Source organism: Allosphingosinicella sp. (assembly GCF_036387615.1).
In the GTDB taxonomy this organism is placed as follows: Bacteria; Pseudomonadota; Alphaproteobacteria; order Sphingomonadales; family Sphingomonadaceae; genus Allosphingosinicella.
The window spans coordinates 46,093-66,426 of sequence record NZ_DASVTH010000017.1; the positions used below are offsets into that span (position 1 = coordinate 46,093).

General features: G+C 64.2%; 17 protein-coding genes and 1 tRNA gene. 14 read left to right on the top strand and 4 right to left on the bottom strand.

The window, feature by feature from the left end:
• The first annotated feature begins 28 nt into the window (after positions 1-28).
• The 10 genes from VF631_RS02545 to qatD all read left to right on the top strand — a co-directional run bounded on the left by VF631_RS02545 (position 29) and on the right by qatD (position 11,083).
• Complete coding sequence (locus tag VF631_RS02545) at positions 29-1,072, top strand: rod shape-determining protein (protein WP_431848694.1); 1,044 nt, start codon at positions 29-31, stop codon at positions 1,070-1,072.
• Positions 1,073-1,089: 17 nt separating this feature from the next.
• Complete coding sequence (gene mreC / locus VF631_RS02550) at positions 1,090-2,043, top strand: rod shape-determining protein MreC (protein WP_431848695.1); 954 nt, start codon at positions 1,090-1,092, stop codon at positions 2,041-2,043.
• Complete coding sequence (mreD, locus tag VF631_RS02555) at positions 2,040-2,555, top strand: rod shape-determining protein MreD (protein ID WP_431848696.1); 516 nt, start codon at positions 2,040-2,042, stop codon at positions 2,553-2,555. The genes mreC and mreD overlap by 4 nt, the downstream gene beginning before the upstream one ends.
• Positions 2,552-4,501, top strand: coding sequence for a penicillin-binding protein 2 (gene mrdA / locus VF631_RS02560; RefSeq protein WP_431848697.1), 1,950 nt, complete (start codon positions 2,552-2,554; stop codon positions 4,499-4,501). Before mreD ends, mrdA begins: the two co-directional genes overlap by 4 nt.
• A complete protein-coding gene (gene rodA, locus VF631_RS02565) occupies positions 4,501-5,610 on the top strand; it encodes a rod shape-determining protein RodA (protein WP_431848698.1) in 1,110 nt (369 codons plus the stop codon). Before mrdA ends, rodA begins: the two co-directional genes overlap by 1 nt.
• A 93-nt stretch (positions 5,611-5,703) precedes the next feature.
• Positions 5,704-5,779 (top strand) — tRNA-Lys (locus VF631_RS02570).
• Positions 5,780-6,371: 592 nt separating this feature from the next.
• Complete coding sequence (locus VF631_RS02575) at positions 6,372-8,237, top strand: KAP family P-loop NTPase fold protein (protein ID WP_431848699.1); 1,866 nt, start codon at positions 6,372-6,374, stop codon at positions 8,235-8,237.
• 214 nt (positions 8,238-8,451) lie between these two features.
• Entirely contained in the window at positions 8,452-9,057 is a 606-nt protein-coding gene (gene qatB, locus VF631_RS02580) for a Qat anti-phage system associated protein QatB (protein ID WP_431848700.1), read from the top strand.
• A gap of 17 nt (positions 9,058-9,074) precedes the next feature.
• Positions 9,075-10,340 (top strand): Qat anti-phage system QueC-like protein QatC, encoded by a 1,266-nt coding sequence (gene qatC / locus VF631_RS02585; protein WP_431848701.1) that lies wholly within the window; start codon positions 9,075-9,077, stop codon positions 10,338-10,340.
• Positions 10,337-11,083, top strand: coding sequence for a Qat anti-phage system TatD family nuclease QatD (gene qatD, locus VF631_RS02590; protein WP_431848702.1), 747 nt, complete (start codon positions 10,337-10,339; stop codon positions 11,081-11,083). Before qatC ends, qatD begins: the two co-directional genes overlap by 4 nt.
• Before the next feature lie 39 nt (positions 11,084-11,122).
• Here qatD and VF631_RS02595 read toward each other — a convergent pair whose 3' ends face one another.
• The 3 genes from VF631_RS02595 to rlxS form a co-directional block, all read right to left on the bottom strand.
• Positions 11,123-11,539 carry a CopG family transcriptional regulator gene (locus tag VF631_RS02595; protein WP_431848703.1) on the bottom strand — a complete coding sequence of 139 codons (417 nt, stop codon included), beginning with the start codon at positions 11,537-11,539 and terminating at the stop codon, positions 11,123-11,125.
• Positions 11,540-11,550: 11 nt separating this feature from the next.
• Complete coding sequence (locus tag VF631_RS02600; RefSeq protein ID WP_431848704.1) at positions 11,551-13,560, bottom strand: conjugal transfer protein TraG; 2,010 nt, start codon at positions 13,558-13,560, stop codon at positions 11,551-11,553.
• 122 nt (positions 13,561-13,682) lie between these two features.
• Positions 13,683-15,653, bottom strand: a complete 1,971-nt coding sequence (gene rlxS, locus VF631_RS02605; RefSeq protein WP_431848705.1) for a relaxase/mobilization nuclease RlxS — start codon at positions 15,651-15,653, stop codon at positions 13,683-13,685.
• A gap of 311 nt (positions 15,654-15,964) precedes the next feature.
• On the opposite strand from rlxS, the gene VF631_RS02610 reads away from it, so the two are divergent.
• The 4 genes from VF631_RS02610 (at position 15,965) to VF631_RS02625 (ending at position 19,454) form a co-directional block, all read left to right on the top strand.
• Positions 15,965-16,189, top strand: a complete 225-nt coding sequence (locus tag VF631_RS02610) for a hypothetical protein (protein ID WP_431848706.1) — start codon at positions 15,965-15,967, stop codon at positions 16,187-16,189.
• 14 nt (positions 16,190-16,203) lie between these two features.
• Entirely contained in the window at positions 16,204-18,060 is a 1,857-nt protein-coding gene (locus VF631_RS02615; protein ID WP_431848707.1) for a hypothetical protein, read from the top strand.
• A gap of 72 nt (positions 18,061-18,132) precedes the next feature.
• The gene (locus VF631_RS02620) at positions 18,133-18,774 is read left to right on the top strand and encodes a hypothetical protein (protein WP_431848708.1); all 642 of its coding nucleotides are present in this window, start codon (positions 18,133-18,135) and stop codon (positions 18,772-18,774) included.
• Positions 18,775-18,887: 113 nt separating this feature from the next.
• Complete coding sequence (locus VF631_RS02625; protein WP_431848709.1) at positions 18,888-19,454, top strand: hypothetical protein; 567 nt, start codon at positions 18,888-18,890, stop codon at positions 19,452-19,454.
• 288 nt (positions 19,455-19,742) lie between these two features.
• On the opposite strand, the gene VF631_RS02630 is transcribed toward VF631_RS02625, so the two are convergent.
• Complete coding sequence (locus VF631_RS02630) at positions 19,743-20,090, bottom strand: hypothetical protein (RefSeq protein ID WP_431848710.1); 348 nt, start codon at positions 20,088-20,090, stop codon at positions 19,743-19,745.
• Positions 20,091-20,334 lie beyond the last annotated feature (244 nt).

The window sequence follows — 20,334 nt, forward strand, 5'->3', positions numbered from 1 at the left end:
GTTGTTTACGGAGGCGAGACCAGAAGCCATGGGCCTGTTTGATTTCCTGAAGTTCCCGTCCCACGACATGGCGATCGACCTCGGCACGGCAAACACGGTCGTCTATGTGCGCGGCCGCGGCGTCGTCCTGAACGAGCCTTCCGTGGTCGCCATCGAGACGATCAACGGCGTCAAGCGGGTCCGCGCCGTCGGCGACGACGCCAAGCTGATGATGGGCAAGACGCCCGACCAGATCGAGGCGATCCGCCCCTTACGAGACGGCGTGATCGCCGACATCGATGTCGCCGAGCAGATGATCAAGCATTTCATCCAGAAGGTGCACGGCAAGCGCCGCTTCCCGCGCTGGCCGGAGATCGTGATCTGCGTGCCCTCCGGCTCGACCAGCGTGGAGCGTCGCGCGATCCGCGACGCCGCGTCCAACGCCGGCGCGCGCCAGGTATGGCTGATCGAGGAGCCGATGGCGGCAGCGATCGGCGCCGGCATGCCTGTCTGCGACCCGATCGGATCGATGGTCGTCGATATCGGCGGCGGCACGACCGAGGTCGCGGTGCTCTCGCTTCGCGGTCTCGCCTACACCACATCGGTGCGGGTCGGCGGCGACAAGATGGACGAGGCGATCTCCTCCTATGTTCGCCGCAACCACAACCTGCTCATCGGCGAAGCGACGGCCGAGCGGATCAAGCAGCAGGTCGGCGTCGCCAAGCCGCCGGCCGACGGCGGCGACGGGCTCAGCGTCCACATCAAAGGCCGCGATCTTGTCAACGGCGTGCCCAAGGAAATCGTCATAAACCAGCGCCAGATCGCCGAGGCGCTGTCCGAACCGGTCGGCACGATCGTCGAGGGCGTGCGCATCGCGCTCGAGAATACCGCGCCGGAACTGGCTGCCGACATTGTCGACCAGGGCATCGTCCTGACCGGCGGCGGCGCGCTGCTGACGGGCCTGGACGAGGTGCTGCGCGACGAAACAGGCCTGCCCGTCACCGTGGCGGACGATCCCTTGACCTGCGTCGCGCTGGGCACCGGCCGCGCGCTGGAAGAAGAGATCTTCCGCGGCGTGCTGCAGACGGCCTGAGGTAGAACCGGCCGGCTATGGCGCCGCCCAAGTCACGGCGCCCGGGTTTCTCCCGCAAGGCGCAATACGGCTTGTTCTTCGGCTATGTCTTGGCCGTGGGCGGCGTCCTCGTCGCGGTCGTCTTGCTGCTCCTCAGCGTCACCAGTTCGGACGGCTTCGGCGGAACCCTGCGCGGACTCGTGCTGGACATCACCAGTCCCGTCGCGAAAGGCGGGCGCGGCGCGGTGCGGGCGGCGAGCGAGGGCGGATCCAAGGTCAGCGACTATTTCGGCGCGGGTCGGCGCAACTCCGAGCTTCGCGACGAAATCAAGCGCATGCGCGTCCAAATTCTCCAGGCGCGGGCGACCGAGCTCGAGAACAAGCGGCTCAAGCAATTGCTCGGCCTGCGCGAGGCAATCAGCGACGAGGTCGCGCTGGCGCGGATCGTCGGCTCCACCTTCGATTCGAGCCGACGGCTTGCCACCCTTTCGGTAGGCGCCGCACAGGGAGTCCGGGTCGGGCAGCCGGTGCGCGCGCCCGAAGGGCTGATCGGCCGGGTGGTCGAGGTCGGGCGCTGGGCCAGCCGCATCCTGCTCGTGACCGATGGAGCCAGCAACGTGCCCGTCCGGCTGGTCCGCGACGGCACGCCCGCGCTCGCCACCGGCCGCGGCGACGGCACGATCGAGATCAAGCCGCTGGAAGTCGGCAAGAATCCGTTCAGGCAGGGCGACCTATTCGTGAGCTCGGGAGTGGGCGGCATTTTCGCGCCCGGCATTCCGGTGGCCATTGTGATCAAAGTCGACCGAGACGACACCATCGCGCGCCCGATCGCCAATCCGGCGCGGATCGACTTCGCGATCGTGCAGAGTGTGTTCCAGCCCGCCGCCAACCAGCCGCTCAACGTTGCGCCCCCGCCTCCGGCCGCGGGCACGCTGCCCTCAGGCCCGGCCCCGCAGCCAGCTCCCGTGCCGGAACCGGCGGCAACCCAGTGAGCCGGATCGCGCTCACCCATGGAGACGTGCGTCGCAAGGATTTCCGGCGCCGCTACGTCCCAATCATCTCGACGGTGCTTGCCTGCCTCCTGAACCTGCTGCCGATCATCACCGCGGCCCCCATCGTGCCCGACTTCGCCTTTCTGGTGCTGCTCGCCTGGCGACTGCTCCGCCCCGAAATGTGGTCGGCGACGACGGCAATCGGGCTCGGCCTGTTCAATGATCTGATCGCCGGACACCCGGTTGGCCAATCGGTGGCGCTGTGGACCGGCACCTTTCTCCTGATGGACATGATCGACAGCCGCGTCGTGTGGCGCGATTATTGGATGGACTGGCTGTTCGCGAGCCTGTTCATCCTCGGCTACACTTATGGCGACTGGCTGATCGGTCGCTGGATGGGAAGCAGCGCCGAGTTCAGCGTGCTGTGGCCGATGATCGGTTCGTCCGTGCTCGCCTATCCGGTGATCGCCCGCTTCATCCTGGTTCTCGATCGCTGGCGATTGACGCGATGAGGCGCAAAGCCCCTCCCCTTCTCACCGAAAGCTCGCAGGTCTACACCTTCTCGCGTCGCGCCTTCGTGCTGAGCGGGCTGCAGGCCGGCGTCGCCGCTCTGGTGGCCGGCCGGATGGCCTATATTTCGATCGCGGAGAATGAGCGCTACAAGCTCCTGTCCGAAGAAAATCGCGTTCAGCTGGTGCTGGTGCCGCCGCGGCGCGGCTGGATCGTCGACCGCAACGGCCAGCCGATCGCAATCAACCGTTCCGACTACCGCGTCGACCTGATCCCCGACCAATTGCGCGACCCAGAACGGATCGTACCGCAGCTCGCCCAATTGCTGGATCTGCCCGGCGAGGAGGTCGAGCGCATCTTCAAGGAACTCGACCAGGCCGCCGGCTACCAGCCGGTCGCCGTCGCTGAAAACCTGCCGTTCGAAAAGTTCGCCGCAGTCACTCTGCGCACGCCCGAAATGCCCGGCGTCGCCCCCTTGCGCGGCTTCTCCCGCTTCTATCCGGAGGGCGCGGCGGTCGGCCATCTGGTCGGCTATGTCGGCGCGGCCAACAAGCAGGAATATGAAAAAGAGAAGAACCCGCTCCTGATCACACCCGGCTTCAAGATCGGCAAGGAAGGTCTTGAAGAGGTGATGGAATCGCGGCTGCGCGGCAAGCCCGGCGCCAAACGGCTGGAGGTCACCGCCCGCGGCAAGCTGGTGCGCGAACTTTCCACCTTGCGCGACCAGAGCGGCGGCACCCTGCCGCTCACCATCGACGCCGGCCTGCAGGCCTATGCCGCGCGCCGGATGGGCAGCGAATCCGGCTCGTGCGTCGTGATTGACTGCTGGACCGGCGACATATTGTGCATGGCCTCCATGCCGTCCTACGACCCCAACAGTTTCTCGGACGGTATCGGCCAGAGCGAGTGGAAGATGCTCTCGTCCAATGAGCGCAAGCCGCTGCTCAACAAGACCTTGAACTCGCTTTATCCACCGGGATCGACCCTGAAGCCGATGATGAGCCTCGCGCTCCAGGCCGGGGGAATCGATCCCAAGGCGGTGGTCTATTGCGGCGGCGGCTATCAGCTCGGCAACCGCTTCTTCCGTTGCCTGGGCCGTCACGGGCCAGTCAACATGCACCGCGCCATCGCCAAAAGCTGCAACAGCTATTTCTACGCGATGAGCCGGCGCATCGGCATCGACAAGATGGCCGAGATGGCGCGGCTGATGACGCTGGGCAAGAAATACGACCTGCCGGTGGTGAGCCAGAGCTTCGGCACCTATCCGGACAGCGCCTGGAAGCAGAAGAAGTACAAGGACCGCTGGCGCGAGTCCGACACGCTGAACGCCGCGATCGGCCAGGGCTATGTGATCCTGAATCCGCTCCAGCTGGCGATGATGGCCGCGCGCATCGCCTCCGGTCGCGCCATCGAGCCGCATCTCATCCTTCAGAAGCGCCCAGCGGCGCCCTCACTCGGCTTATCGGAGCAGCATCTCCAGGTCACCCGCGCCGCCATGTGGGAAGTGGTCAACGGCGACGGCACGGCGGGCCGCAGCCGCCTGCCGCTGGAAGGCATCGAGATGGGCGGCAAGACCGGTACTGCGCAGGTTCGCCGCATCACGGGGGGCCAACGCGGGCAAAGCGGCGAGTGGAAATATCGCGACCACGGCCTGTTCGTCTTTTTCGCACCGACCAGCAATCCACGCTATGCCGGTGCGGTGGTGATCGATCACGGCATGGGCGGCTCGCGCGCCGCCGCGCCGGTCGCCAAGGACGTCCTCACCTACCTGTTCGACAAGCCCAAGGCGATGGAAGCCTTGTTCGAGCTGGAGAAAGGCTGGGGCGGCACGATCAACGAGCGGATGAAGCGCGACGCCGAGCAATGGGTGGCGGCCGAAGCCGCGCGCAAGAATATCGGAACCCAGCAAGCCGCCGCGGATGCCGGCTCCAGAGCTGGACGCAGCTGATGGCAAGCTCGTTCGTTCCGGCGCAGGTCGCGCGTCTGCCCTGGACCTTGATCTTCGTCGTCCTCGCGATCGGCCTGTTCGGCGGCATGTGCCTGTTTTCGGCCGCAGGCGGCTCGATGAGACCTTGGGCCCTGCTCCACTTCGTGCGCTTCTTCGCCCTGCTCGGTCTTGCCGTCGCCATGTCCTATGTGCGCCCGGAGACGTACCGCGACTTCGCCTGGCCAGCTTATGGCGTGGTCATCCTGCTGCTGATCGTGACGCTTGTCGTCGGAACTATCGGCGGCGGCGCCAAGAGCTGGCTGGAGCTCGGCGTGATCCGGATCCAGCCCTCGGAACTGATGAAGCCGGTCTCGGTGCTGCTGCTGGCCGGCTTCTACGGCTCGCTTCCGCCCGGCGAAATCCGCAGGTTCGGTGCGATCTGGCCACCGATCGCGATCCTGGCCGTCCCGGTCGGCCTTATCATCATGCAGCCGGACCTCGGCACCACCTTGCTGCTGCTGTTCGCGGCGATCACGGTCATGTTCCTCGCCGGCTTGCCGCTCTGGTATTTCATCGGAGGCGGGCTGCTCGTCGCGGCCGCGATCCCGATCGCCTACAATCTCATCATGCTGCCGCACCAGCAGAAGCGCGTGCTGATCTTTCTCAGCCCCGAGGAGGACCCGCTCGGCGCGGGTTATCACATCACTCAATCGAAGATCGCGATCGGCTCCGGGGGCATTTTCGGCAAGGGCTTCCTCAACGGCACGCAAAGCCACCTCCACTATCTGCCCGAGCAGCATACCGACTTCATCTTCCCTGCAATGGCCGAGGAATGGGGCCTGGCGGGCGGCCTGTTCCTGATCGGATGCTTCGTCGTCCTGTTCAGGTGGGGCATGAAAGTCGCCGAGGGCGCGAAGGGCCGCTTCGCCCGGTTGACCGCGGCCGGGCTGACCATGACCATCTTCTTCTATTTCGCGATCAACCTGCTGATGGTGGTCGGCCTGGCGCCCGTGGTCGGCATCCCGCTGCCGCTCTTCTCCTATGGGGGATCGGCGATGTTGACGGTGATGATCTGCCTGGGCATCCTGATGTCGATCGACCGCGACACCCGGCGCAATCGCCGCGCTTGAGCGAACGGCGTTGCAACCGGATATCGATGATGCTAGCGGGCCCGTCTCGCGCACGGCCACGCCGCCGCTCGCGAGCTGGCCTCAAGCCGGCATGGACGCATAGCTCAGTTGGTAGAGCAGCTGACTCTTAATCAGCGGGTCCTAGGTTCGAGCCCTAGTGCGTCCACCACCTTTTCAATGACTTAGCTGCCCTCTCCCCTCCTGCTCAAAATCAAAAGGTAGCAGGCTAGGTAGCGAGCGATATGGGACGAGCTGAGCCTTCCTCGCGCTCAGTGGGAACTGCTCCATACCGGAAGTCCCGAGAGGAACTCTGAACCCCGCCGCCTGCAATCGCTGAGCCGCAGTGCACGTGCATCGGGAACGCCGAGGACTCGCTGCCGTCGCCGCCGCTTTGCAGTTCAAACGGGAGGATGTCCCGTACGTGGACTATGAGCGGATCGCCACGAGTTGGCTTATCGAGGCGGCTGCTCCCCGCTGGGCTAGCGACGCTTCTGGTCTCCCTTGTCTCCCTGCCCCGACTTCACCGTCTTTTTCGCCCTCTGTTCACGTCCTTTGAGAGCGAGCGCCCCACGTCGTCAGACTCCGCAAACTGGCCCTTGGCATTCCGCCGGACATACCGTTTGTCAGTCCCCGTGTTTATCAATTCCCTTTTGCTCATGAGAGCCTCCATTGAGAACGAACCTAGAACGTCTCAACCCTTGGAGAGTTTCCGACTGCTAGCAAGGTCTGCTAGTCACCATTGAAGGTGAGGAGTGGAAGACGTGTGGGCTGACAACGAAACGACGCGAGATTTCCTGAATTTCTCCGGGGTGGCGGACACGGTCGCGGAGATCATCGTGCAGGCGAAGGGCCGCCCGATTTCTATAGGTGTCTCTGGGGCTTGGGGGATCGGGAAGTCGTCCTTAATCAAACTCACCCAGGCCTCGTTGAGCAATCGGCCGCTTGAGGACGGCGATCGCGACTTCATCTTCGTCGAGTTCAACGCTTGGCTCTATCAAGGCTACGACGATGCCCGCGCGGCGCTGATGGATGTAATCGCCAGTAAGCTCGAGGCGGAGGCAGAGAAGCGGAAGACGGCAGTCGATAAGGTTGCTGGGATTGTAAGGAGGGTGCGCTGGCTGCGTGGGGCGAAGCTGGTGGCCGGAGACGCGGCTGCGCTCGCGCTCGGTCTTCCGCCAATCGGGCTACTCGGCGGTGCCTTCGGCTTGGGGAGGCGGATGCTCGATGGTGTCGACCAAGGCGAGCTGGACGAAGCCAAACGCGTCGCCGGGGAGGCCGGATCGGCTGCGGGCGGACTCCTAGCGAGCAAGGCCGAAACGTCGCCCCCTAAGGAAATTCAAGCGCTGCGCGACAGTTTTGAGGAAGTGCTGGAAGAGCTTGGTGTAACATTGGTGGTCTTAATCGACGACCTTGATCGCTGCTTACCGCCGACCACCATCTCGACCCTGGAGGCAATCCGGCTCTTCTTGTTCCTCAAGCACACCGCATTCGTGATTGCCGCCGACAACGAGATGATCAAGCACGCAGTTCGCAAGCACTTCGAAGGCGTCAACGACGATCTGCTTGTCACAAATTATTTCGACAAGCTGATCCAGGTCCCGATCCGTGTTCCGGCGCTGGGGACACAGGAGGTGCGAGCGTACATGATGCTGCTGTTCATCGAGAACAGCGAGCTAGGCGACGAGGTCAAAGAGGCGATCCGCGCCGGCATCTGTCAGCAGCTTCGGCAGACATGGCAGGGCAAGCGCGTCGACCGCGCTTTTGTCCAGTCGCTGCACACGGGGTTCCCTGACGAGCTGGTAGGCAAGCTCGATACAGCCGATCGGCTGGCGCCGCTGATGACTACGGCATCGGGAATCTCGGGCAACCCCAGGCTGATCAAACGCTTTCTCAACGCGCTCGCTATCCGGATGACGATTTCAAAGGCCCAAGGCGTCGGTGTGGATGAGGCGGTGCTCGCAAAGCTGCTTCTTTTCGAGCGGCTTGGAGATCCGAAGGCGTATGCGGAGCTAATCGCCGCCGCGAGCGCGAGCCACACCGGTAGAGCTGCTTTCATGTCTGACTGGGAGGCTAAGGCCACGGCCGGAATGGACTTGGATCTCGCTGCGCCTTGGGACGATCCTTTCATACGCGAATGGCTAACGCTCCCGCCGGCATTGGGCGACCTCGACTTGAGGGGAGCGCTTTACGTCAGCCGCGAACATGCTCCGCTTATCACTCCTGAGGACCGGCTATCCTCCGAGGCTGCAGACCTCCTTTCGGCTCTGCTTGAGCACCCTGACATGGCTGCTTCTCTCAACGAACGACTGGCGAAAGTATCGCGCGCCGAGACTACGGTGATGATGGATAGGCTCCTTGATCGGGCTAGGCAGGAGCAGGCTTGGGGCGTCCCGCCGATACTGGAAGCTTGCCTTGCCATGTCCGTGGCCGATCCTGCGCAAGGAGCCCGGTTGGCTGCATTCCTTCGTGAGCGGCCGCCGGCTCAAATCGAACCGAACATAGTACCGAAAATTGCGGATCAACCTTGGGCAGCTGGCTTGTTCCAAGCCTGGGAAAAGGGCGACGTTAGCAGGCCAGTGAAGACCGCCATCAAGAAGCGGAGGGAAAATGGGAACGTCACAGTCTAGCAAGGGAGCCGGCTCCGGCGTTCCCATGGTGCCGTCGTGGGTGGACAACCCGCCGCCAGAAGCGCCGACCGGTGACGAGCCTCCTGCCGAAGGTGAAGAGCAGCTAGCCCAGCCGCCGGCTGCACCACCGCCAGCTCCGATCGCACCTGACCGGCGCTGGCTTGGTGTAAATCGGAGCCTTGGCGACTATGCGCGAACGGGCGATACCGGTTCCATGCGACGCGGTTTCGGACACTACGTCCGAAGCGGCTACGGCGGGAGCGCGACGGCTACTCGGCGAATGGGCGGCACCGCAGCCACCGCCGGCGCACTCGGCGGAGCGCTAGCTGGACTGGCGAGAGGGGAACCGCCGCCTCCAGGTAGTCCGCTCGATCCTGCACTTCTCGCTGGCCGCTCCGCTGACGAGATCATGGATGCGGTGGTGGAGGCAGTACGGCCGGTGGATGGCACTCAGGACGCAGAGGCCTCCCGCGCCGCGATCCGGGATGCGCTCTCCGAACTGCTCACTCGATTTCCGGATGCGGACCTCCTGAACCTGACCTCCGAGCAGCGCGAGCTCGCGATAGAACGCTTCACCGCACACGACGTATTTCGTCGCTTCGACCTCGACGTGGGGCAGACCATTCGAGAGAAGGCGCCAACTACCGCAACAGGGCTTTCGCGCCTCAAGCAAGCGCGAGACTATGTCAAAGAAACCGTGGCAGCGGCATTCCGCAGATTGCGCGAGGCAGGACGCACTCTCACTGCTGGGAGGATTAGCGAGGTGGTCCGAGCTGCCCTCCGCGAGACGTTCGACGTGTTTGAGGGGTACGCGGAATGAGGCTCTTCTGCGCACCAGTGGATTTCCCGTTTGGCGAGGACGGGGCGTTGACTGTCGTCCTCTACGGTCAACCCGGAGCTGTTGAGGCGGGGAGGTCAGCGCGAGCGAGCGCTGGGGAGGCGGCAAAGTCCCAGTTCCTACGTGGCCGGTACGAGGCCGCTCCCCGGGCCTGGGATTTCCTGTCGATCGCCCTGTCGGTCATCACCGCGGATTTGGCGGAGTGGCGTGCCGAGAGCGCGGACAACTGGACACGAGAATTCGAGTTAACGATCGCCGTCGCGGATCCCGCTTTTTGGCGTACGCAGGCGGCGGCGCTTGAGGCGGCATTGAAGTTCCTGTCGACAGATCGGTGGCGCCTGACATTCATTGGAGGAGGATTGCAGCCTGCGCCGCCGCGCAACGCTGTTCGACCTGCTGAGGATTGCGTGGTCCTGCTGTCGGGTGGACTCGACAGTCTCATCGGCGCGATTGACTTGGCCTCGGCTGGTCGAAAGCCGCTCGCCGTTAGCAACATCGTGCGGGGCGACGGCGACAACCAAGAAGCGTTCGCCACAGCAATCGGAGGGGGCCTGCGTCACCTCGCGCTCAACCACAATGCAAGCCCCCCGTGGGTCAAGGAGCCGTCGCAACGGGCGCGCTCGCTTATTTTCATCGCATTCGGCGTCCTCACGGCGACGGCGCTGAAGGCATACCACGATGGGGGCGAAGTCCCCTTCTACGTCTGCGAGAATGGCTTCATCGCAGTCAATCCACCCCTCACTGGCGCCCGTCTCGGGAGCCTGAGCACGCGCACGGCACATCCGGAGTTCCTGAATCGGATCCGTGAAATTCTGGCTGCTGCCGACCTACGGGTAGAGATCATCAACCCGTACGAGCACAAGACAAAAGGGGAAATGCTGCGCGATTGCGGCGATCAGGCGTTGCTCAAGGCGCGCGCGATGGATTCCGTCAGCTGCGGTCGCTATCGCGTTTTCAACTATAACCATTGTGGCCGCTGCGTGCCCTGCCAAGTAAGGCGAGCCGCCTTCTTGGCGTGGGGACAACACGATACGACATTTTATAAGTACGAGCAGCTCGGAAAGAGCGATGCTGAGCATGCCAAATTCGATGATGTGCGATCGGTGGCGATGGCTGTGGCGGAAGTAAGTGGGGACGGTCTGGAGGCGTGGCTGGGACCGGCGCTCGCATATCCAAAAATAGGTGACCGCCAGCCGCTACGGGAGCTCGTCGATCGGGGTCTCAATGAGCTAGCAGCATTTCATGCGCACTACGGCGTCAAGTGATCGACTTTCACTGTCACCTGGACCTGTATCCAGACCCGCCAGCCGTCGCACGCGCGTGCGTCGAGCGTGGGCTCTATGTTTTGTCTGTGACCACAACGCCTTCGGCTTGGGCCGGCACGGCAGATCTGGCAATTGAAGCACCGCGGATTCGGACTGCTTTGGGGCTGCATCCTCAACTCGCCGCGGAAAGGAAGCATGAGCTCGCGATGTTCGAGCAACTGATCGAGAAGACACGCTATGTTGGTGAGATTGGGTTGGACGGGGGACCCGAATACAAGAGCCAATGGGGCGACCAGATGCTGGTGTTCACCCGCACATTGGAGATTTGTGGAGCCGCTGGAGGAAGGGTGCTCTCGATCCACAGCCGGCGAGCTGCCGCAGCTGTCCTGGATGAGATTCAACGTCGGCCATCCGCCGGGACGCCGATCCTTCACTGGTTCTCCGGCACGAACCGAGAACTCGCCCGGGCCATCGACCTAGGTTGCTGGTTCAGCATTGGACCCAGCATGCTGCGCGGTCAGAAAGGCCGCGAGCTTGTCAGCCGAATGCCACAAGACCGGGTCTTGACCGAGTCAGATGGCCCTTTCGCTCAAGTTGATGGCCGATCGGCTTGGCCGTGGGAAGCCGACAACGCGATCGGGGCGCTCGCGAAAATATGGAACCGGAGCGCTGCTCAAATCAGAGCCCAGCTTTTGAGCAATCTCTCCAATTTAGGTCGCCTTGCTCAGCTCAGCGCGCACTAGAGCAGGATTGTTGTTTCGGGCCTGCAGACACGCTCCGCGCTAATCGCCGCCTTCCACCTCATTGGTCTGCATGAGTGACCGCTTGCCGGAGGCGAGCCGCCGCGCAACCCGCTCCACGAACTTCGCATATCGGTCTCGCCCGATCGCCTGGGCCGTCTCCTCCCCCTCAGGCAGCGGCGCGTTCACCGTCAGCATGTAGCGAATGAAGAGCCCCAAGCTCTCGATGCTGACATGACCGTCCCGCTCGATGCGGGCCAGCTGGTTCGACATCCGGTCCAGCCTCTGCGCAAACCGCTCCTCGAGCTCGTCCGTCCCACGGCGCCGCAGCCAAGCCGCCCATGCCATCGCGAGCAGCGTCGACTTCGACGCACCCGGTTCCCGCGCCAGCGCCTCCAGCCGGTCGGCATCCTCTTTCGGGATGAACACCTGCACACGCACATCATCGGATCCGCGCACCGCCTCTCTCCTCAATGCTCTGGAGTCATATCGTCGCTGGGGCCTCTGCCCTGGTTGATGCCGTAGACCGTCGTTCCTGGCGGCAGCGGGGCACCGAGCGTCGGATCGTCATCATCGTCGCCAATGCCGAGCCCGTCGTCCTGCCTCGGCTCCGGCGGCCTAGGCTTCTCGTCTTCCCCGGGCGTCCGCTGGTGCTGCCGATCGACAGGGTCTTCCCCCTTTCTCGGCAGTTCCTGAGAAGGGATCTTCAGCTCGGGGTGCATGGTCGCTACACGGCCGATCCAGTCGTGTCCGCGCGACTTCGGGCAATCAGCGTAGCCACCCATGGAGAGCATCGGCGCCGGCAGCACTCGCGAGGAGAAATTCCCGTCCTCGAAGTAGCGCAGCTTCCTCGCTCGGATTGGCGGCAGCCCGGACACCAGCACCAGCTCATCGCTCGGGGGCAGCTGCATCACCTCTCCCGGTGTCAGCAGCGGCCGCGACGTTTCCTGGCGGCTGACCATCACATGGGCGAGCCACGGCGCCAGCCGGTGCCCGGCATAGTTGCGCATCGCCCGCTGCTCGGTGGCGGTTCCGAGCGCGTCCGATATTCGCTTCGCGGTGCGCTCGTCGTTTGTCGCGAACGCCACCCGGACATGGCAGTTGTCCAGGACCGAGTTGTTCTCGCCATAGGCCTTGACGATCTGGTTGAGGCTCTGCGCGATCAGGAAGGCGCGGACGCCGTAGCCAGCGAGGAATGCCAACGCGGTCTCGAAGAAATCCAGCCGCCCCAGCGCCGGAAACTCGTCGAGCATCAGCAGCAGCTGCCGCCGGTCGGTGCCGCGGCCGAGCGGCAGCTGCTCCGTCAGCCGCCGACCGACCTGGTTGAGGATCAGCCGGACCAGCGGCTTGGTGCGCGAGAGGTCCGACGGCGGCACGACGAGATAGAGCGACACCGGCCGCTCCGCCTCCAGCAGGTCCGCGATCCGCCAGTCGCACTCGGACGTCACCGCCGCCACGGTCGGGTCGCGGTAAAGGCTGAGGAACGACAAGGCCGTCGACAGCACGCCCGAACGCTCATTGTCCGACTTGTTGAGGAGGTCGCGCGCCGAGGCGGCGACCACCGGGTGCACCTTGCCCGCCTCCTTCGTCCCGAGGTGATTGGTCGCCATCATCCGCTTCAGCGTGTCGACGAAGCTCTGCCTCGGGTCGGACAGGAACGACGCGACGCGCGCCAGCGTCTTCTCCTCCTCCGCATAGAGGACATGGAGGATCGTCCCGACGAGGAGCGAGTGGGAGGTCTTCTCCCAATGGTTGCGCCGCTCCAGCGCCCCTTCCGGGTCCACTAGGATGTCGGCGATGTTCTGGACGTCCCGCACCTCGTGAGCGCCGCGCCGCACCTCGAGCAGCGGGTTCCAGCGCGCGGAGCAGGCATCCGTCGGGTTGAACAGAAGGCAGTGCGAGAATTTCGACCGCCAGCCGGCGGTCAAAGTCCAGTTTTCTCCCTTAATGTCGTGAACGACCACAGAGCCGGTCCAGCTCAGCAGCGTTGGCACGACCAGGCCGACGCCCTTGCCGCTCCGGGTCGGCGCGAACGCCATTACATGCTCTGGCCCTTCGTGACGCAGATAATCGCGGTCGAGCCTGCCCAGGAACACGCCGCGATCGCCGAAGAGGCCCGCGGCCCGCACCTCCCGCTCCAAAGCCCACCGGGCGGAGCCGTAGGTGGTCACAAGGCCTGACTGACGCGCCCGCCAAAGCGAGCCGATCACCGCCGCCGCGCATCCCAGGAACCCGCCCGCCGCCGCCAGCGTGCCGGCCTTGTCGAACACCTCCGGGGCGTAGGCTTCGTAGTGATACCACCAGGCGAACAGCGCCCATGGGCGGTAGACCGGCCAGCCTGCGAACATGAACCAGGGCGTCCCGAGCTCCGGCTGGTAGGCAAGCATCGCAGCCGCCCACTGCGTCGAGGCCCAGAGCCCGAGGAACACAATGGCGAACACGACCAGGATCTGACCGATCAGGATCTTGGTTGGTGTCATTCGAAGTCCCCGCTGGCGGGATGCCGGCGGGCAGACATGCGCCCCAAGCGCAATCCGAAGTAGCACCGCTCGTGCGCAGCGAGCGCCTCTTCGACGAATCCCCGCAACCCGGACGAGCTCAATTACATGCCGATCTGAGGCCCCGAGCGTTCGCGGCCGATCGTCCAGCTGATCCCGCCGCCGCGCATGCGCACCGACAGCTCGCGCCCGATCCGCTGCTCCATCTCCGGCCGCCAGGGCACGAGTGAGAACTCGAGGCTGTCCGAGAGCAGCGCGAACCGACCGCTCGCAAGGTCCATGCGCCTCACCAGCTTCCCCTGCGCGGTCCCCTCCTCCCCCACGTCGCGCCAGCCGAGTCCGAGTTCCGACTGCAGCTGCGCTGCGGCTCCAGCCAAGTCCCTCCGCCGCAGCGTCGCCAGAAGCCGCCCGTTAGTCACCAGCGCCCCCTGCTCCTCCCGCGCCAGCTCCTGTTCAATCAGCCACTGGCGCCGGGTGGCGAGCGCCGACTTCACCTCGCGACCAAACCCCGCGTCCCTCACCGGCTCGGGCGATCCCGACATTAACTCCCGATCCAGCCAGGTCGCACCGTCGGCGCCGAGCAGCCGCTCCACCGGCAAGGGCGACAGCAGCTCGACCCGAACCGGCCGCTCTCGCGACGCGCGCGCCTCGTAAGCCTCCGCCCGCGCCACATGATCCTTTGCTATGATCCAGGTGCCGTCCCCGCGCCGATCGGCGCCTCCGGTGGCGCGCCGGATCGCCTCCAGCCGCCGCACATGTGCCTCCGCAAAAGCGATGCTTGCGGTCTGATCATAGAGGAGATGCCGCTCCACCGAGTAGAGCCCGCCATGTGCCCCGGCGACCTCCGCCACCACCCTATCCGCCGCCCGCGCCTCGGGAGTCACCGGCACCACCCGCACGATTGCGCCGTCCGGCAGCGGCTCGACTGCATCGCCGCGGCCGAGATCGACATAATGAACCCGCCCGTCCAGACCGTCGACGAGCAGGTACTGCCGGTCCCGCATCTCGTCCGACAGCCCCCGCCCCGCCACCCGCCCGACCAGCGGGCCCGCCATCGCAGCGGCGTCCGGCACCAGCTCCGCCACCCCCCGCTCAATCCGTCGCGCCGAAAGCTCCCGCTGCATCGTCCTGACGATGTCGCCGCGTTCGCCAAGCCGGCGCAGCCTCTCCTCCAGCCCCTCCGCAAGGCGCCAGCGCCCGGCGACCAGAGGCTCAGCAAGTCCAAGCGCCTCCAGCTTCTTCAGCCGCCCCGCACGTAACGCCTGCTGTAGCGGGTCCCCCCGCGAGGCCGAGACGATCCGCTCCTCGTCCGCATCGCGCTGCAATCCACGGTCCAGACCTGTGAAGCGCTCCACCGACACATCTCGCCTCAGCGCCCGCTGCACGTCCAATTCGGTCCTCGGCCCGAGATCCAGCGTCACCAGCTCCGCCAGCCGCTCCCGCATGCCCCGCTGGATATATGACGGCGCGATAACGAGATTCTCTCCGCGATCATCTTTGCCCCTCAGGATGATGTGCGTGTGCGGGTGGGCAGTGTCCCGATGATCGGCCGCTACCCAGTCGAGCTTAGTCCCAAGATCCTCCTGCATCTGCGCCATGAAACGCCGGGCCAGGGGCCGCAGGTCGTCGTACTCTACCCCGTCCTCAGCGGACACGATGAGGCGGAACTGGTGCCGGTCGCCCGCTCCGCGCGCGAGAAAGGCTTTGCCGTCCGCTGCGTCCAATTCCGCCGAATAAAGGGCGCCCCGCTCGCCATCTCGGGAAACGCCGTCCCGCTGCACGTACCGCAGATGCGCCCGCGCCGCCGCGACGCCCTTGCCGCCGAGCCTCACGAGGCGTGTCTTCACGACTGCCCGGCGGGTGCGCGCGCCAGAGGAGCGGCCGCGAGACCAAAGCAAGGCGGCGACAGCCCCGCCGCGGCCGATGCGGCTGCCATCGAAGCGCCGACCGCCGGAGGTGAGCCCGCCACCGGCGCGGGCGGTCGCGGCGATCACCTGATGAAGATACTTGCGTGCACCCCATGATCCGATGCTGCGGATGCGCCCCAGCCGGGGCTCGAACTGATCTTCATCCATGAGCGGCTGTTCGCCTTAAGCGTCCCGAGAGAATCGGCGCGAGTCTGGCATCAAGCGGCTAGCTCGTTGAGCCACTCTTCAACGATCTAGGGCGCTTTCCCGGTGCACCACGAACCCGAGTCGTCAGATGGATGCCAAATGCAGACGTCGGGCAGTACTTCGCGCCATCCCGAAGAGCGGCGGCCATGGTCCCGGCCCCAGCACCCTGCGGGGAGAAACGTTGCTGTCACTCCGCAGGGTTTCATGAAATTCTTCGTATCTTGCGGAACACCGCTTCGAGAGCTATGCGAAACCTGAGAAGGAGATGCGGAATGAGCGACTCGGCAAGGCGAGAAAATTTCGTTAGGTTGGCGGAAGGACGTACGCAGATCGCGCTTGATGCCATCCGCAAGCTGGGCAATCTGTCGAACAAGCGCGCCTACGAGTACACCGATGGGGATATCCGCAAGATTGCCAAGGCGCTCAAGGAGGCGGTTTCCGACCTCGAGAAGCGGTTCGGCTCGTCGACCGAAGCAACTGAAACATTCAAGCTCTAAGGGAGTAGGCGACGATGGGTCCGGAGCATCTCGGCATTGGCGATCGCAAGTTTCTGATCAACCGTCTCATCATGCAGGCGCCGATCAACACCCTCGTGCGTGAGTTCTTCAAGAATGCGGACGAGAACGCGGCGCTGGCACCGACCGGGACGCGCGTGGTGGAAATCTATCCTACGGTGATCGAGGGCGTCCGCAAGCTGACCTTCTTCAACACCGGGATTGGGATGTCCGCGGCGGAGCTAAAAACGGCGACGGACCTGAGCTCGTCCGTCAACAAGGTGATGTCGCTCGACGGCAACTTCGGCATCGGCGCAAAGGTCTCGGGGCTTGCCGCATCTCCTGACGGTATCCGGTACCGCTCCTGCAAAAACGGGGAGGTCAATGAGGTAACGATCGGATGGGACCCGGAGGAGGAGACCTACGTCCGGTTCAACATGCAAATGCCGGACGGGACGCAAGAGACGATTTTCGATGTCACCGCGACCGCGCTCGCGGAGGGGCGTGACGTCGGTCACGACTGGACGGAAGTCGTGCTGATGGGACAGTCGCCCGAGCACGACACGGTCGCGGAGCCCATCGGGCAGGGTATCGAGGTCGACCGCAGCTTCATCACCACCTCGATCTTCCGCCGCTTCGTCGCGTTCTCCCCTGGCATCGAGGTCCGCATCGACGTCGCGATGACGAAGGGTGGCGGCAGGAACGAGACGGGAAGGTTTCGTCAGCTCAAGACGCTCGATGACGTCCTGGACCGCCTCGGCAAGTGGGAGGACGTCACCGACGAGAGTTCGAGGGTCACGGTCCGTTACATCCATGATCCGAAGCACGAGAACTCGAGCCATAGCTCCAGTGCTCGGGCGAACGCAGCAACGGGTTCGACCACTTTCTGCGCGCTTGTATACAAGAGCGAGCGCTACGATTTCCGTACTCAGAAGGTCTGGTCCTCGGTGGCGCCGACGTTTGGCATCCCGTTCGGATCGAAGGTGCTGACGGTGGAGATCCGGCTTCCTGACGACGGCGCCTACCCGAACCAATATCGCGATGCACTGCTTTGGCGTCACGATCGATCACCATTGACCGCGGACCAGTATGCATATCTCGTGCGCGAGCTAATGCCCGACTGGGTCAAGGATGTGATCCGCTCGGAATCGCCCGATGGCGCGAGTGACTTAAACGATCTGCAGTCGGACCTCCAGAAGCTGCTGGACGAGCTGCGCGTACCGACCACGGTTTTGAAGCCTGCGTTCAGGGCGGTTGGACCTACCTTACCGACAGAGCGGAATGAGGCCGGAACGGCTGAGCCGGAGCGAACCGCAATCGAGTCGGAACAGGACGAGGATCACACCGAGCACGGCAGGCGCCCTCCTAAGCCCACGCACGACCGGGCATCGAAGTCCCGCGTCCGGCAGGCGCCGCAGGGTGCCACCGCGTCGAAGCTCACCCGGGCGCTGGAGCGCGCGCCGGAGATCGTCATACTGACTGATGCCCAGGAAATTTCTGACCGGGAGATGAAGGGGCGCGCGGCAAGATTTTATGGCGACGTCCAGACGCTCTTCGTCAATGGCATCTATCCGGTTGTCGAGCGGATGGCGGGTGAGCTGGCCGCAGAGTTTGTCGGCGCTGATGACGCGGAGGAGGCGCGCGGACTCGCGGTCACGGCGGCGCAGCGGATGCTCGCCTTCCGTGTAGGAAAAGCAACGTGCTTCGCGCTCGCCAAGCGGCTTCTCGATGACTGGTCAAGCGAGGACCTTGATCGGGCGACCTCGCCGGAATCTCTGTCCATGGCAGCGGACGACTACCGGCAGAGTATCGCGTCGGCGAAGCGCTGGATGCGAGAGCGAGTTCGGATGGCGGACGTGGCGGCCTTGGGGTGAGATCCGGGAGGCGCGCGAATCTCCCTGCGCAGTGGCTGCGATCCCCACGGTAGTGCTTAGATTCTTGCGGCGGTGAGTGATTTTCCTGCCCATCAGCAGTATCCAGCGCGAATGTTCAGAGCGAGCGTCGGTCGGCAGGAATTAACGGAGATCCTTGGGTCCATGTCCGACTTGGATGTGGCCCGGTTTCTCTATTGTCAGGAAATGGCGGGCGCCTACCTCGCCGTCGGCAAATTCGAGACCATGCTGATCTCGGCGATGCACATGTGCGATCGGATTAGGCTGCAGATGAAGCTTGGGCGGGACACGAACGCATGGACCCGCTCCCTCGAAAAGAAGGCCCAGCTCGAAGGCTCGACCCTAGGATCGCTCATCAAGATCCTCGAGCGGCACGATGTCGATCGCGCTGACATCGCGTACCTCAGATGGATCAAGGATAAGCGGGACTATTTCGTCCACCGCCTGTTCCACGAGGATGCGTGGCCGGGAGAACTCAGCGAGGAGGGCTGCGCTCTCATGCGCCGGCGCCTCATCGCCATCCAGCACTGGCTCGCGCGAGGAGAGCGCAACATCTGGCTGATCTTTGAAAGGGCAGGATTTGTGGAGCTGGAACGCCTAGGCGATGGCGGGCTGCTCGCAATGAACATGGGTGTCTACGACGCGATCCAGCAAGATGTAGAGAGGTTGGCATCGGACCAGGGACCCAACGAATGAACCGTGCCTTGGAGCAGATTCCGGAACGGATTCTAAAGATGGCCGAAGGAGCGCTCACCCAGGCGAACACGCATGCCGTGTACCTGGATCCCGGGAACTAGCACTGGGCGCACATGTGCATCCTCAACACGGCGCATGCGGGCGAGCTGTTCCTCAAGGCGATCATTGCGACGGAGCATCCCCTGCTCATCTTCAAGGACATTTTCAGCCTGGATGATAACAGGGGCGGGCTCCTCGACGTCGAGACGCTGATTAAGCGCGGCCGGACGCATGATTTTGAACGTCTGCCACAAGTTCTCTGGGCCACGACGGACAGGCGCATTCCCAACCCCGCGTGCTTCGAGCGCCTGCGATTGGCCCGTAACGCCATCCAGCACTTCTGCGCGCCTGAGCAGCAGGACTTCCGCGCCCTGTCGTTGGAGTTCATCTACACGATCATCGATCCACTGATCGCGGACGCATTCGACATGTGCGCGATCGAATTTCACGAGGATCACAGCGTGAGCTACGACTACGTTGTGAATTCGTTGCTGCGGTCCGAGCTCAGGTTCACGGTTCCCGAGAACTTCGCGATCACCGAGATTAGAATGACCGAGGCACTGGACGGCGTGTCCGCAGCCTACCGGCGTTGGATCACGAGCGAGATGAAGCGAATTGGACGTCTCGACCTTCTCGGCTGACGCCTCCACCGCGCGAACCGACCACGAGGACGAACGTGAGGCCAAACACCTCACAAGGGGAAAGCAGTCTCAACGAAAAGAGATGTGCAGACAAGCACTTGGCAAGAGTCGTGAGACTCTGCCTTTATCTTGCCTTCCCCTGCTCCTTCCTGTCTCCCTGCCCCCTCCTCCTCCCAGGATGTCTCACCGCCAGCACCCCCCGATCGGGCCGAACCTGCACCCGAGCGAGTACAAAGAAAGCGGGAGCGACGCTGCCGCGCCGCCCCCGCAATGGTGATTTCAGAGCGCTTATCGCGCCCGAAGAACCTCGAATTCAGCCTCTCCGCGGCTTTCGAAAGAACGCTTCCAGAGCAGCTCCACCGCCACTCCTTCGCCATCAACCAGGCACATTCCGACGTACCAGCGGCCATCCAGAACGCTCAGAATGGTGACCCGAGAAAACTCCTGGGACGCATCTTCATCGTCGAAATCCGAGCCAGTGTGCTGGCCAAGATACCGGTCCCGGACGCGCGCCTCCCAAAGGAAATCGACCGCTTCGGCCTCAATGATCCGGTCCGCCAGCACCGCTCCGAACTCCGCCCGCAGCGCGTCAACTGCCGCATCGCAGCCCCGTCCGATGATCGCCATCATGTTCATGTGCCGTCTCCTTCAGCATCGTCTTCCAATCGAAGACGGCGCTTCAGGAGCGGGCGGCGGAGCGGATGTCAGGGCCGCCGTAGGCGCCGCGAAGCGGGGCGTGGGGGAGCCGATTTGCGAAGCAAATTGGGGGCACCGCGCAGCCTTGAGAGCCGTCTCGTCGCCCGCCACACTGGGCCTCTACGAGACGAGACCCCCTCCCCCGCAGCCTCTTCTCTCGCTCCAAAGTGCACGGGCCGAGGAG